This window comes from Pseudomonas sp. UBA2684 (genome assembly GCA_002354655.1).
In the GTDB taxonomy this organism is placed as follows: Bacteria; Pseudomonadota; Gammaproteobacteria; order Pseudomonadales; family Pseudomonadaceae; genus Aquipseudomonas.
This window is the reverse complement of the sequence record DELY01000054.1, coordinates 13846-28632: the sequence shown is the minus strand read 5'-3', so window position 1 is coordinate 28632 and position 14787 is coordinate 13846. Positions and strand designations below refer to the sequence as shown.

General features: G+C 64.1%; 11 protein-coding genes. 9 read left to right on the top strand and 2 right to left on the bottom strand.

Features of this window, described 5'->3' with window-relative positions; translation table 11 throughout:
* The first annotated feature begins 66 nt into the window (after positions 1 to 66).
* The 6 genes from B3M58_RS20805 to B3M58_RS20780 all read left to right on the top strand — a co-directional run bounded on the left by B3M58_RS20805 (position 67) and on the right by B3M58_RS20780 (position 7460).
* Positions 67 to 597, top strand: coding sequence for a DUF5943 domain-containing protein (locus tag B3M58_RS20805; RefSeq protein ID WP_296222137.1), 531 nt, complete (start codon positions 67 to 69; stop codon positions 595 to 597).
* Between the two features lie 97 nt (positions 598 to 694).
* Complete coding sequence (gene dgcA / locus B3M58_RS20800) at positions 695 to 2755, top strand: dimethylglycine demethylation protein DgcA (protein WP_296222134.1); 2061 nt, start codon at positions 695 to 697, stop codon at positions 2753 to 2755.
* Between the two features lie 142 nt (positions 2756 to 2897).
* Positions 2898 to 4859: a dimethylglycine demethylation protein DgcB gene (gene dgcB / locus B3M58_RS20795; RefSeq protein ID WP_296222132.1), complete on the top strand. Its 1962-nt coding sequence runs from the start codon at positions 2898 to 2900 to the stop codon at positions 4857 to 4859.
* A gap of 133 nt (positions 4860 to 4992) precedes the next feature.
* Positions 4993 to 6216, top strand: a complete 1224-nt coding sequence (locus B3M58_RS20790; protein WP_296222129.1) for an electron transfer flavoprotein subunit alpha/FixB family protein — start codon at positions 4993 to 4995, stop codon at positions 6214 to 6216.
* A 97-nt stretch (positions 6217 to 6313) separates the two neighbouring features.
* Positions 6314 to 7087 (top strand): electron transfer flavoprotein subunit beta, encoded by a 774-nt coding sequence (locus B3M58_RS20785; protein ID WP_296222127.1) that lies wholly within the window; start codon positions 6314 to 6316, stop codon positions 7085 to 7087.
* Positions 7088 to 7214: 127 nt separating this feature from the next.
* Positions 7215 to 7460 (top strand): hypothetical protein, encoded by a 246-nt coding sequence (locus B3M58_RS20780; protein WP_296222125.1) that lies wholly within the window; start codon positions 7215 to 7217, stop codon positions 7458 to 7460.
* 159 nt (positions 7461 to 7619) lie between these two features.
* On the opposite strand, the gene B3M58_RS20775 is transcribed toward B3M58_RS20780, so the two are convergent.
* Both B3M58_RS20775 and B3M58_RS20770 read right to left on the bottom strand, forming a co-directional pair.
* On the bottom strand, positions 7620 to 8723 hold the full coding sequence (locus B3M58_RS20775) for a GlxA family transcriptional regulator (RefSeq protein WP_296222123.1): 1104 nt from the start codon (positions 8721 to 8723) through the stop codon (positions 7620 to 7622).
* Between the two features lie 603 nt (positions 8724 to 9326).
* Positions 9327 to 10706, bottom strand: coding sequence for an L-serine ammonia-lyase (locus tag B3M58_RS20770; RefSeq protein ID WP_296222121.1), 1380 nt, complete (start codon positions 10704 to 10706; stop codon positions 9327 to 9329).
* A 360-nt stretch (positions 10707 to 11066) separates the two neighbouring features.
* Here B3M58_RS20770 and choX point away from each other — a divergent pair, with 360 nt between their 5' ends.
* From choX to B3M58_RS20755, 3 genes are all read left to right on the top strand, one after another.
* Entirely contained in the window at positions 11067 to 12005 is a 939-nt protein-coding gene (gene choX / locus B3M58_RS20765) for a choline ABC transporter substrate-binding protein (RefSeq protein ID WP_296222119.1), read from the top strand.
* Positions 12006 to 12677: 672 nt separating this feature from the next.
* A complete protein-coding gene (locus B3M58_RS20760; protein WP_296222117.1) occupies positions 12678 to 13883 on the top strand; it encodes a quaternary amine ABC transporter ATP-binding protein in 1206 nt (401 codons plus the stop codon).
* Positions 13876 to 14760 (top strand): ABC transporter permease, encoded by an 885-nt coding sequence (locus tag B3M58_RS20755; protein WP_296222115.1) that lies wholly within the window; start codon positions 13876 to 13878, stop codon positions 14758 to 14760. Before B3M58_RS20760 ends, B3M58_RS20755 begins: the two co-directional genes overlap by 8 nt.
* Positions 14761 to 14787: the final 27 nt, after the last annotated feature.

Below are 14787 nucleotides of genomic sequence, written 5' to 3'. Positions count from 1 at the left end.
GGCTCCACAGGCATTCATCGGCATCTTTCAAATACGTAAGACAACGAATTCTGGAGCACTGAACACATGGCCACCCACGCACCCGAAATGCCTATCCAGGTCGACGACGAAACTGGCGTCTGGACCACCGACGCCCTGCCGATGCTCTACGTGCCACGGCACTTTTTCGTCAACAACCACATCGGCATCGAGGAAGTCCTGGGCGCCGACGCCTACGCCGAAATTCTCTACAAGGCCGGCTACAAATCCGCCTGGCACTGGTGCGAGAAAGAGGCCGAGTGCCACGGTCTGCAAGGCGTGGCGGTGTTCGAACACTATATGAAGCGCCTGTCGCAACGCGGTTGGGGGCTGTTCGAAATCGAAGCCATCGATCTGGCCGCCGGCACTGCGTCGGTGAAGCTCAAGCACTCGGCCTTTGTCTACGTCTACGGCAAGTGCGGGCGCAAGGTCGACTACATGTTCACCGGCTGGTTCGCCGGCGCCATGGACCAGATTCTCCAGGCCCAGGGCAGCCAATTGCGCACCGTGGCCGAGCAGGTCTATGGCGGCTCCGAAGCAGGCCACGACGATGGCCTGTTTGTGGTTAAGCCACGCTAAAGACAATCCTGTGTGGGAGGGGCTTTAGCCGCGACTGGCCTACCGCTATCGCCGCTAAAGCGCCTCCCACAATCCTTAGTTCCGTGAGGATGCCGTAATGGCTTTCGAAGCAATGTTCCAGCCGATCCAGATCGGCAAGCTGACCATCCGCAACCGTGTGCTCAGCACCGCGCACGCCGAGGTGTATGCCACCGACGGCGGCATGACCACCGAGCGTTACGTGCAGTATTACGAAGAGAAGGCCAAGGGCGGCATCGGCCTGGCGATCTGCGGCGGCTCCTCGGTGGTGGCCATCGACAGCCCGCAGGAGTGGTGGAGTTCGGTCAACCTGTCCACCGACCGGATCATCCCGCACTTCCAGAACCTCGCCGACGCCATGCACAAGCACGGCGCCAAGATCATGATCCAGATTACCCATATGGGCCGTCGCTCGCGCTGGGACGGCTTCAACTGGCCGACCCTGATGTCGCCGTCCGGCATCCGCGAGCCGGTGCACCGCGCCACCTGCAAGACCATCGAGGTCGAGGAAATCTGGCGGGTGATTGGCAACTACGCCCAGGCCGCGCGCCGCGCGAAAGAAGGCGGCCTGGACGGCGTCGAACTGTCCGCCGTGCACCAGCACATGATCGACCAGTTCTGGTCGCCACGGGTGAACAAGCGCACCGACGAATGGGGCGGCAGTTTCGAAGGCCGCATGAAGTTCGGCCTGGAAGTGCTCAAAGCCGTGCGCGCCGAGGTCGGTGACGACTTCTGCGTGGGCATGCGCATCTGCGGCGACGAGTTCCATCCGGACGGTTTGTCCCACGAGGACATGAAGCAGATCGCCAAGTACTACGACGACACCGGCATGCTCGACTTTCTCGGCGTGGTCGGCTCGGGCTGCGACACCCACAACACCCTGGCCAACGTCATCCCGAACATGAGCTATCCGCCGGAGCCGTTTCTGCATCTGGCCGCCGGGATCAAGGAAGTGGTCAAGGTACCGGTGCTGCACGCGCAGAACATCAAGGACCCGAACCAGGCCACGCGGATTTTGGAAGGCGGCTATGTCGACATGGTCGGCATGACCCGCGCGCACATCGCCGACCCGCACCTGATCGCCAAGATCAAGATGGGCCAAGTCGACCAGATCAAGCAGTGCGTCGGCGCAAACTACTGCATCGACCGCCAGTACCAGGGCCTCGACGTGCTGTGCATCCAGAACGCCGCGACTTCCCGCGAGTACATGGGCCTGCCGCACATCATCGAAAAAACCAATGGGCCGAAGCGCAAGGTGGTGATCGTTGGCGGTGGCCCAGCCGGCATGGAAGCGGCGCGCGTGGCGGCCGAGCGTGGCCATGACGTGACCCTGTTTGAAAAGAAAGACAGCCTCGGCGGGCAGATCAGTCTGGCGGCCAAGGCGCCGCAGCGCGACCAGATGGCCGGCATCACCCGTTGGTTCCAACTGGAGATCGCCCGCCTCGGCGTCGATTTGCGCCTGGGCACCGGCGCGGACGTCGCGAGCATCATGGACCTGCGCCCGGATATCGTGGTGCTGGCCAACGGCGGCCATCCGTTCATCGAACAGAACGAACACTGGGGCGCCGCCGAAGGGTTGGTGGTGAGCAGCTGGGACATCCTCGACGGCACGGTCGCGCCAGGCAACAACGTGCTGGTGTACGACACCATCTGCGAATTCACCGGCATGTCGGTAGCCGACTTTATCGCCGAAAAAGGCGCCAAGGTGGAGATCGTTACCGACGATATCAAGCCGGGCGTGGCCATCGGCGGCACCAGCTTCCCCACCTATTACCGCAGCCTGTACCCCAAGGAAGTGATCATGACCGGCGACCTGATGCTGGAAAAGGTCTACCGCGAGGGCGACAAGCTGGTGGCGGTGCTGGAGAACGAATACACCGGCGCCAAGGAGGAGCGGGTGGTCGACCAGGTGGTGGTGGAGAACGGCGTACGCCCGGACGAAAGCCTCTACTACGCGCTCAAGGAAGGCTCGCGCAACAAAGGTCAGATCGACGTCGAAGCGCTGTTCGCGATCAAGCCGCAGCCGTGCCTGTCGCAGGCCGGCGACGGTTACTTGCTGTTCCGCATCGGCGACTGCGTGGCCCAGCGCAACACTCACGCGGCGATCTATGACGCATTGCGGTTGTGCAAGGACTTCTAAGGCAGCTGCTGAACCATTGTGGGAGGGGCTTTAGCCGCGACAAGGTCAACAGCGTCGCGGCTAAAGCCCCTCCCACAGGAACCATGCCCAAGGTCACGATCGTATTGATCACCCTATGTGGTCCCTCTGAGGAGACCAACTGATGTTGCACACCCTGCTCCCCATTCTATTGTTCGCCGCCCTGGCCCTTGCGGTTATTGGCGCGGGCAAACGCTTTCTGATGTGGCGTCGCGGCCGGCCGGCGCAGGTCGACTGGCTCGGCGGCCTGCTGGCCATGCCGCGGCGTTATATGGTCGACCTGCACCATGTGGTGGCGCGCGACAAATACATCGCCAACACCCACGTGGCCACGGCTGGCGGCTTTGTCCTGGCGGCTGTGCTGGCCATCGTCGTGCACGGTTTCGGCCTGCACAGCCGCATTCTCGGCTTCGCCCTGCTGGCAGCCTGCGCGCTGATGTTTGGCGGTGCGTTGTTTGTCGCCAAGCGCCGTCTCGATCCGCCGTCGCGGCTGTCGAAAGGCCCGTGGATGCGCCTGCCGAAAAGCCTGCTGATGTTCGCCGCCAGCTTCTTTATCGCCACCCTGCCGGTGGCCGGGATTCTGCCCGCTGACTTCGGTGGCTGGGTGCTGGCCATCGTGCTGAGTATCGGCGTGGCCTGGGGCGTGTCCGAGCTGTTCTTCGGCATGACCTGGGGCGGGCCGATGAAGCATGCCTTCGCCGGCGCCCTGCACCTGGCCTGGCACCGCCGCAGCGAGCGCTTCGGCGGCGGCCGCTCCACCGGCCTCAAGGCCCTGGACCTGAATGACTGCAACGCCCCGCTGGGCGTGGAAAAACCCACCGACTTCACCTGGAACCAGCTGCTGGGCTTCGATGCCTGCGTGCAGTGCGGCAAGTGCGAGGCGGCCTGCCCGGCCTTCGCCGCCGGCCAGCCGCTGAATCCGAAAAAGCTGATCCAGGACATGGTGGTCGGCCTGGCCGGCGGCACGGATGCCAAGTTTGCTGGTTCGCCCTATCCGGGTAAGCCGGTGGGTGAACACAGCGGCGGCCCCCATCTACCGATCGTCAACCTGAACGGCAAGGCCCTGGTGGATGCCGAGACGCTGTGGTCGTGCACCACCTGCCGCGCTTGCGTCGAGGAATGCCCGATGATGATCGAGCACGTCGACGCCATCGTCGACATGCGCCGCCACCTGACCCTGGAAAAAGGCGCCACGCCGAACAAGGGCGCCGAGGTGCTCGACAACCTGATCGCCACCGACAACCCCGGCGGTTTCAACCCCGGTGGTCGACTGAACTGGGCGGCGGACCTCAACCTGCCGCTGCTCAGCGATAAACAGCAGGTCGAGGTGTTGTTCTGGGTCGGCGACGGCGCCTTCGACATGCGCAACCAGCGCACCCTGCGCGCCTTCGTCAAAGTGCTGAAAGCCGCCAACGTCGACTTCGCCGTGCTCGGCCTGGAAGAACGTGACAGCGGCGACGTGGCCCGGCGCCTGGGCGATGAAGCGACCTTCCAGCTGCTGGCCAAACGCAATATCGCCACCCTGGCCAAGTACCAGTTCCGCACTATCGTCACCTGCGACCCACACAGCTTCCACGTGCTGAAAAACGAATACGGCGAGTTGGGCGGTCGCTACCAGGTGCTGCACCACAGCACCTATATGGAGCGGCTGATCAGTGCTCAAAAGCTCAATCTTGGTCAACACAAGGGCGGCAGCGTGACCTATCACGACCCCTGCTACCTGGGCCGCTACAACGGCGAGTACGAAGCGCCGCGTGCGGTGCTGAATGCCATCGGTATCGAGGTGAAAGAGATGCAGCGCTCGGGTTTCCGCTCACGTTGCTGCGGCGGTGGCGGCGGCGCGCCGATCACCGATATCCCCGGCAAGCAGCGCATCCCCGATATGCGCATGCTCGATATCAAGGAAACCGGCGCTGAGCTGGTGGCCGTCGGTTGCCCGCAGTGCACCGCCATGCTCGAAGGCGTGGTCGGCCCGCGCCCGGAGGTCAAGGATATTGCCGAGCTGGTGGCCGACGTATTGATCGAGGGCGTGGTCGAGGCAAAGCAGCCTGTGCCGGCAAAGTCCGAGCTGGCGGAGCTGCTGTGATGTCGACGCACGTTATGAACAAGCCGCAGCTCATCGTGGGAGGGGCTTTAGCCGCGACAGGCCATATCGCGGCTAAAGCGGATCACCGCCCGGCCCCTACCACAGAGAACGCAAACGCTACGGAGTCCTGTGTATGAGCGACCTTATCCGCCGCGACCCGCGCGCCGAGTGGATTGCGCGCAACCGCCTGCATCCGCTGCACGCGGCGATGCAAACAGCGCAGAGCAGCTGGATCGGCGCCAACGGCGTTATCCGCAAGAACCCGCATGCCGTGGGTTTTATCGGCCCCAACGGGCTCAAGCGCATCGACCGCTCCGGCACCCAGCAGGGGGTTACCGGCAAGCGCCAGACCACCACGCAAACCGTGCAACTGCCGCTGCATGTGCTCGAACAACCGGCGTTTTATATCGCCGTGGTGCCGGACTTGGTCGGCGGCCGCCTGAGCAGCCACGACAAAGACCTGTTCGGCCTGGCCCACACCCTCGCCGGCAGTGACGGCGCGGTGCTGGCCGTGGCGTTCGGCGAACACAAGGAAAGCGCCTTCGACACGGCCGGCGTCGACCGCCTGCTGCACGTCGAGGGCCCGGCCTTCGATGGCTATGCCCCGGAACAACGGGTACTCGCCCTGAGCGCCGTGGAAAGCCAGCTGGCGCCGCGCCACTGGCTGCTGCCCGATAGCCGCACGGGCGGCGGCGAGCTTGGCCGGCGCCTGGCCGCCAAGCTCGGCGAACGGCCGGCCACGCGCGTCTGGCAGGTGGCCAACGGGATTGCCAGCGGCCGCGCCGGCGCCGGGCGCGAAGATCTGATACGCCAGGCACCGCGGCTGATCCTCGCCGCCGTCGAGTGCGCCGAGCCGGTCAGCGACAGCCGTCATGAAGTGCGGCCACTGGCATTGCACGAAAAAGTCGCCCACAGCCTGCCCCGCATCGAGGATCTCGGCGCGGTGGCGGTCGACCCGGCGCTGATTCCCATGGCCGAGGCCGAATTCATCCTTTCCGGCGGCAACGGCGTGAAGGACTGGGCGCACTTCCACCAGGCCGCCGCCGCCCTCGGCGCCACCGAAGGCGCCTCGCGGGTAGCGGTGGACGATGGCTTTATGGGCCGCGAGCGCCAGGTCGGCGCGTCCGGCATCTGGGTCACCGCGCGGGTCTACCTGGCGGTGGGCATCTCCGGGGCGATCCAGCACCTGCAAGGCATCGGCGCCTGCGACAAGGTGATCGCCATCAACCTCGATCCAACCTGCGACATGATCAAACGCGCCGACCTGTCGGTGATCGGCGACTCGGCGGCCATTCTCCAGGCGCTGATCGAGCGGGTTACCGCCTACCGCCAGGGAGGCGCGCGCGATGCCGCATAGACGCGTAGGACGGACAGGCCGACGGCTTGTCCACCCGATAACCACGCATACCCCTGGTGGACAAGGCTGCGCCATGTCCACCCTACGGAGCTGAGCCATGGCTGACTTGAATATCATCACCCTGGTCTCCGTCGGCGCGCACCCGACCTCCGGTCGCGCGCGCCGCGCCGAGCAGGATGCCCGCGCGGTCGAGCTGGGCCTGCGCCTGGCCGGCGATACGCTGCAGGTGCTGCATGCCGGCGACCCACACGCAGAAGCCCTGCGCGCCTACCTGGGCATGGGTCTGGCGGAAATCACCGTGCTTGAACAAGCCGCACAGGCCGATGCGTTGCCAGCGTTGGCCGAGTACCTGAGCGAGGCCGGCGCGCAGATGGTGCTGACCGGCAGCCAGGCGGAAACCGGCGAAGGCTCGGGCATGTTGCCCTTCCTGCTGGCCGAGCGCCTGGGCTGGCCGTTGGTGGTCGGCCTGGCCGAGGTGGAGAAGGTCGAACACGGCGTGGCGCAGGTGCTGCAAGCCTTGCCGCGTGGCCAGCGGCGGCGCTTGAAGGTGCGCTTGCCGTTTCTCGCCAGCGTCGACAACGCCGCCCCCGTGGCGCGGCAAAGCGCCTTCGGCCCGGCCCGCCGTGGCCAACTGCGGGCCCAGGCGGTAAGCAGCGTCGACGACGCCTTGCTCGCTGTCGCGCAGTTGCAACCGGCGCGCCCACGGCCCAAGCGCCTCAAGGTGATCAAGGCCAAGACCGGCGCCGAACGCATGAAGGCCGCCACGGCAAAAGCCACCGGCGGCGGCGGTCAGGTGCTCAAGGATGTCTCGCCGCAAGCCGGTGCCGAGGCTATCTTCACCTTATTGCTCGAAGAAGGCGTGCTGCGCTAACCGCAGCCGCCAATACGTAGGATGGGTTGAGCGGGCGATACCCATCAGAATGCGTCGATACCACATGGGTATCGCTGCGCTCAACCCAGCCTACGCTGCCAGAGCGCCGCGAACGGAGGATAAGAACATGATGCATGCCGACCTGATCGACCAGGAAGACTTCCGCGAACGCCTGGTGGCGCTGGGCCTGTCGATTCCGCCGGGGGCCACCGCCGAGCAAGCCTGCGCCCACGCGGTAACCGGCCTCAGCCCGGAGCGGGCGCTGGCCTTGCGCCGGCTGGTGGAAGAACTGCTGGGCGGCAGCGCCACCCTGCTGCCGAACGTGCGCGAAGCCATCTCACGCACCCTGCTGCCGGCGCTGGTACCGCGCTGAGCCATGGTGGACAAGGCTTCGCCATCGCCACCCGACACAAACGCAATACCTTCCCATCCGTAGGGCGGACATGCCGCAGGCTTGTCCGCCGTCATTGTGTGTGCCCCACAAACAACAGGGGCGCCCACGGCGCCCCTGTTGCGAACCGCTGCCGCGCTCTTAGAGGCGCACGCTGGCGAAGGTCGATTCGCCCTGGGCACGGGTCAACGCCGCCATGGCCGACGACGAGGACGGACGCATCAGGTCTTCCGGCAGCGGCACCAGCGCCACCACGTTGGCCGAGGTCTGGCCGGCACGTTCGTCGCGCGGCGGGATGCCGAAGTATTCGCGGTAGCACTTGGAGAAGTGCGGGGTGGAGACGAAACCGCACACCGACGCCACTTCGATGATCGACATCGAGGTCTGCTTGAGCAACTGGCGCGCACGAATCAGGCGCAGCTTCAGGTAGTAGCGCGACGGCGAGCAATGCAGGTATTTCTGGAACAACCGCTCCAGCTGGCGCCGCGACACGTCGACATAGCAAGCCAGCTCGTCGAGGTCGATCGGCTCCTCCAGGTTGGCTTCCATCAGCGCGACGATTTCCTGCAACTTCGGCTGGTTGGTACCGAGCATATGCTTGAGCGGCACGCGCTGGTGATCCTGCTCGTTGCGGATGCGCTCGTAGATGAACATCTCGGAGATCGCCGCCGCCAGTTCGCGGCCATGCTCGCGGGCAATCAGGTGCAGCATCATGTCCATCGGCGCGGTGCCGCCGGACGAGGTATTGCGGTTGCGGTCGATGGAGAACAGGCGCGTGGTGATGGCCGCGCGCGGGAAGGCTTCCTGCATCGACGCCAAACACTCCCAGTGCACGCTGCAATCGTAGCCGTCGAGCAGACCGGCCTTGGCCAGCGCCCAACTGCCGGTGCACACGGCGCCCAGCTGGCGGCCCTGGCGCGCCAGGCTTTGCAGCCAATGCAGGTGCTCACGGGTGACGCTGTGCTGGATGTCCACGCCGCCGCAGACGATCACCGCGTCCAGCGTCGGGGCGTTGTCCAGGCCGGCGTCCGGGGTGATCTGCAGGCCGTCGCTGGCGCATACCGGGCGACCGCTCTGGGTCAGGGTGTGCCAGCGATACAGCTCCTTGCCGGAGAGCTGATTGGCCATGCGCAGCGGTTCGACCGCCGAAGCGAGGGAAATCAGGGTGAAGTTGTCCAGCAGCAGAAAACCGATGGACTGAGGAACACGGCTCTGGGGTTGTGACCCTTGATTGAACTGCGACATCGATGAAACCCTCACGCGAAGCAAAGCACGGTATTGGGCCCTTTATGGAGAGGCCCTTTTTTTGTGGTTCTGGCACACGACAGCCCCAGACAGGCATGAATAACAACGCAAAGGTCATGCCTAGATTAATTGGCCGTTCAATTAAAAATATACCGAGCCATCCAAGGCACGTGCCACAAGGCTTTGGCAGGAGCGACAGAAGCATTCTGTTTGCGACCGCAAGCGCCCGCAGGGTGGGGCTCTTGAGCATTTCGGTAGCACTGCCCGAGAGGGCAATTGTCACCGCGCTACGACTGGGAATAGCGACGGTAACGGACGAGCGGTAACGACACTGACCGGGTGGTCACTTCTATCGAAACACGCCGGCTAAACCATGCGCACCAAAAGCTGGCAGCGCGTGCGCTGGGTTCGGCTCCCGAAGCCAAATTCCGCTACACCGACCAGGCCTCTTGACCCAGCCTTTTGAAGTTTGCACGTTCAGCCGGCAGTCCGCCGCGGGCCGCGCAGGTTAGCCGCGTAGCAGCGTGGCGCAAGACCATCCGTACCCGCCCCAATAGGCGACACAGCAGCCGCGAGGTGCGCGAAAACCGCGCAACAACCCGATCAACACTCGATGGCACTGACCGCCAGGCCGCCACGCGAGGTTTCCTTGTATTTGTAGTGCATGTCGGCGCCGGTATCGCGCATGGTGCGGATCACCCGATCCAGCGAGATGAAGTGCTGGCCGTCGCCGCGCAAGGCCATCTGCGCGGCGTTGATCGCCTTCACCGCGGCAATCGCGTTGCGCTCGATGCACGGCACCTGCACCAGCCCGCCAACCGGGTCGCAGGTCAGCCCGAGGTTGTGTTCCAAACCGATCTCGGCGGCGTTCTCCAGTTGTTCGGGGGTGGCGCCGAGGATTTCCGCCAGCCCGGCCGCGGCCATCGCACAGGCCGAACCGACCTCGCCCTGGCAGCCGACTTCGGCGCCGGAGATCGAGGCGTTCTTCTTGCACAGAATGCCGATGGCCGCCGCCGCCAGCAGGTAGTCGACCACATTGGCCTCGCTCACCGCCGGGCTGAAGCGCACGTAGTAATGCAGCACCGCCGGGATGATCCCCGCCGCGCCGTTGGTCGGCGCGGTGACCATGCGTCCACCGGCGGCGTTTTCTTCGTTGACCGCCAGGGCGAACAGGTTGACCCACTCCATGCCGCTGAGGGTCGAGCCGATCACGTTGGGCTTGCTCATTTCCTGCAAGCTGCGGTGCAACTTGGCAGCGCGGCGTTTGACATTGAGCCCGCCGGGCAGGATGCCTTCGTGCTTGAGGCCCTGCTCGACGCAATCGCGCATGGCTTGCCACAAGCGCATCAGGCCGCTGCGGATTTCGGTTTCGCTGCGCCAGGCCTTCTCGTTGGCCATCATCAGTTCCGACACGCGCAGGCCATGCTCGCGGCACAGGTGCAGCAGCTCCTCGGCGCTGTTGAAGTCGTACGGCAATGGCGTCAGATCACTGTCCAGCTGGCCGCTGGCGGCCTGCTCCGCATCGATCACGAAGCCGCCACCGACCGAATAATAGGTGTTGTCATGCAGCCGGCTGCCATCGCCGGCGAACGCCGTGAGGGTCATGGCATTCGGGTGGTACGGCAGGTTCTCGTCGAGCAACAGCATGTCGCGCTGCCAGTCGAAGGCAATCGGCAGGCGCCCGTCGAGCAACAGCTCGGCATGACGCTGCACACGCTCGATCCGTGGTTCGATCTCGGCGGGGTCGATCTGGTCCGGCCACTCGCCCATCAGGCCCATGATCACCGCGCGGTCACTGCCGTGCCCCACACCGGTGGCCGATAGCGAGCCGTACAGGCGCACTTCCAGACGTTGCACGCGTTCGAGCAAACGCCGTTCACGCAGCGCGCCGACAAACAGCGCGGCGGCGCGCATGGGCCCGACGGTATGCGAACTGGACGGGCCGATACCGATCTTGAACAGGTCGAACACACTAATCGCCACGACGGTCTCCTGAGCGGGGTTGCTTCTACGCGCCCATCATCGGGATTTCGCCGACGCGCTGACGCCCCACACCGACCCGCTCATATCCAAATCCGTCAGGGCGGCTGCCAGGTGGCGGATGGCGACAAGAACGGCGGGGCCCAGGTAGCTTGGCGCTGCGTGACCCGACACGCACGGCGCTGCCCCAGCGCGACGAATTACGACAGCAGCGTCCCATCTGCGACCCGCCAGATGGCAGCGAGCAAACTCCGGCGCCATGATCCAGGCGCCCATGCGCAGGCCGGCACCGCCTCGCCAGCACATGGCCATAGCCCCACCGCTGAGCGGTCGGGAACCATAAAGGCTGCTGGAGGCGCCTCCATGACTGTGCACACCCATTGGCTGCTGGCAGCAGCCCTGAGTACCCCGTTGCTGGCCCACGCCGCCGATCCGGCCGCCTGCGATGTGGTGCGTTTCGCCGATGTCGGCTGGACCGACATCACCGTCACCACCGCGGTCACCCGCGTGGTGCTCAATGACCTCGGCTACCGCACCCAAGTCAAGCGGCTGTCGGTGCCGGACACTTACAAGGCCTTGCAGGACAAGCAGATCGACGTGTTCCTCGGCAACTGGATGCCGAGCATGGAAAACGACATCAAGCCCTATCTCGCCAATGGTTCGGTGCAGACCCTCAGCGCCAACCTGGAGGGCGCCAAATACACCCTGGCGGTGAACCAGGCGGCGTATGACGGCGGCGTGAAAAGCTTCGCCGACCTCGCCACCTACCAACAACAGTTGGCCGGCAAGCTCTACGGCATCGAGCCGGGCAACGACGGCAACCAACTGATCCAGCAGATGATCGACAAGAATGCCTTCGGCCTCGGCACATTCAAGCTGATCGAGTCCAGCGAAAGCGGGATGCTCGCCCAGGTCAAACGCGCCGATCACCTCAAGCAATGGGTGGTGTTTCTCGGCTGGGAACCGCACCCGATGAACAACCAACTACAGATGCACTACCTCAGCGGTGGCGACGACTTCTTCGGCGCCAATTTCGGCGGCGCCACGGTCTACACCAATGTGCGCGCCGGCTATGCCGAGCAGTGCCCGAACGTTGGCCAGTTGCTGAAAAACCTGCGCTTCAGCCTGGCCATGGAAAACCACCTGATGGGCGCGCTCCTCAACCAGAGCAGCAATCGTCGGCGCGAGGCCAAAGCCTGGTTAAAGGCCAACCCGCAGGCGCTCAGCGAATGGTTGCAGGGCGTCACGCAACGCGACGGCAGCACCGCACTGGTGCCGGCCAGTGGCGGCCAAACGCCATAAATTTGATATTTTTTCGATTTCCCCACAGCCCCCGGCATCCGCCGCCTAAGCTGGCCTGAAGCGCTGCAAACCACGCCACACGTGGCTTGCAGCCTTGGCCAGCGGTGGAAAAAATCTGTTATGGTTTTTTTAGGCTGCGGCTATGTCGTCGCCCAACACGTCAGAGTCGCAAACCGACAATTGCTGCGATTCGAAGACTATATCGTTGAGTCAGCCGATTTCGTCGCTGTCACCCCGAGTGCGGGCTGACAGACTGGAGCCCCACCGCTCCGGACCGAAGAACAGATAAGCGCTGGCAGCACACTTTGGGCGCCATCCCAACAAGAAATTTCGGATGTACGCACATCTCGGATCGAGATGTGAAACCCCCAAAGGATTGGGTTTCGTAACACTGCCAGAGGGTTTGGAAAGCAGTTTGCAACACGGCAATGCAAGGTTCACCCGACAACAGCTTCAGGCAACGTCAATCGCCATCACGGCCGCTGACGTGGCGTCCGAACTGTGCCTGGGTGCCCGCGCAACGTCGCCGCGCAGACTGTTGTGCAAACCTCGGAACCACGTCGTAAACACCCACACAGGCAAGAACAGTCGGCATCACCTGACGAACGCCCCGAGGGCGAACGGCAGGTTCCATGTAGCTGATCTGGATGTCTACTGAAGGGGAACTATCCCATGCAGTCTGGAAAAATCGTGGTCGAGAACCTCTACAAGGTTTTCGGCCCACAGCCACAAGAAGCCATCGATTTGCTCAAGCAAGGCTGGAGCAAAGATAAAATTCTCGCCGAAAAGGGCGCGGTCATCGGCGTGAGCGACGTGTCGTTCAGTGTCGAAGAAGGCGAGATTTTCGTTCTTATGGGCCTCTCCGGCTCCGGTAAATCCACGCTGATTCGTCTGATCAACCGATTGGTCGAACCCAGCGCCGGTAACGTCTACATCGACGGGCAGAACGTCGCCAAGATGCCCAAGGCGGAACTCATCGACTTGCGCCGCCGCGACATGAGCATGGTGTTCCAGTCCTTCGCCCTGATGCCCTCGCGCAGCGTGCTGGACAACGCCGCGTTTGGCCTGGAGGTCGCCGGCAAGGGCCGCAAGGAGCGCGAGCAGCGCGCCATGGAGGTGCTCAAGCAGGTCGGCCTAGACACCTTCGCGCACAAATACCCGCATGAGCTGTCCGGCGGTATGCAGCAGCGCGTCGGCCTGGCCCGCGCCCTGGCCGTGGACCCGTCGATGATCATCATGGACGAGGCCTTCTCCGCCCTCGATCCGCTCAAGCGCCGCGAGATGCAGGACGTGCTGCTGGAGCTGCAGAAGACCCACCGGCGCACCATCATCTTCGTTTCCCACGACATCGAGGAAGCCATGCGCATCGGTTCGCGCATCGGCATCATGGAAGGCGGCAAGCTGATCCAGGTCGGCACCCCGCAGGAGTTGATCGACAACCCGGCCAACGACTACGTGCGCAACTTCTTCGACACCGTCGACACCAGTCGCTACCTCACCGCCGGCCAACTGATGGCCGACAGCGTGCCGCTCTACGTGCACAACGGCCGCGCCCCCGATGCGCAGCAGGTTTGCCAGGAGCTGCAAGCGCTGGACAAGCACTACGCCTTCATCGTCGACGAACACCACAACTTCCAAGGCTCCATCAGCCTGGAGAAGATCGCCTTGCTGGTCGAAGGCGGCGAATCCTGTGGGCTGGAGCAAAGCGTGCTGAAGCACATCGACCCGGTGCAGAAAGACTTGCCACTGGAGCAGGTGATCGGCCGTCTGGTCGACAACGAGGGGCCGATCCCGGTGATCGACCAGCACGGCCACTACTGCGGCGCGATCAGCAAAGGGCGTCTGCTGACTCGCCTGCAGGGAGAATCCCATGAGTGAGAAAAAACTCGACCTGGGCAGCTGGGTCAACGATGTGGTGCAACACCTGCTGGATAACTACAGCGGCGGCTTCGACAGCGTCGGCAGTGTGGTCAGTGGGTTTTCCGAGGCGGTCGAAGCGATTCTCATGCTGCCGCCGGCCTGGTTGCTGATCACTATCTTCGTCGGCCTCGGCCTGTGGCGGATCGGCGCGCGCTTCGCCGCCTTCACCGCCGTCTCCTTCATCCTCATCGTCTTGACCGGTTTCTGGGAACAGACCGTGGTGACCCTCGGCCTGACCTTCTCCGCCACCTTGATCAGCCTGCTGCTCGGCATCCCGCTGGGCATCTGGGCAGCCAAGAGCGAGCGGGTGGCGACCATCATCCGGCCGATCCTCGACTTCATGCAGACCATGCCGGCGTTCGTCTACCTGATTCCGGCGGCCATGCTGTTCGGCCTCGGCCGAGTGCCGGGGATCATCGCCACGGTGATCTTCGCCATGCCACCGGCGGTACGCCTGACCAGCCTGGGCATCCGCCAGGTGAACAAGGAAATCGTCGAGGCCGGCCAGTCGTTCGGCTGCACCAGCCGCCAGCTGCTGTTCAAGGTGCAACTGCCCAACGCCATGCCGTCGATCATGGCCGGGGTCAACCAGACCATCATGATGGCCTTGTCGATGGTGATCATTGCCTCGATGGTCGGCGCCGGCGGTTTGGGTAACGACGTACTCGCCAGCATCCAGCGCCTGGATATCGGGCTAGGCTTCGAGAGCGGCATGGCCGTGGTACTGCTGGCGATCATCCTCGACCGCATCACCGAAAGTTTCGGCACCCCGCAAACCGCCAACCGCAGCAGCCTGTTCGGCTGGCTGAGCGCGAAGCTGCAACGTCAGCCGTAGGCAGAACTCACTTATCCAAAGACACAG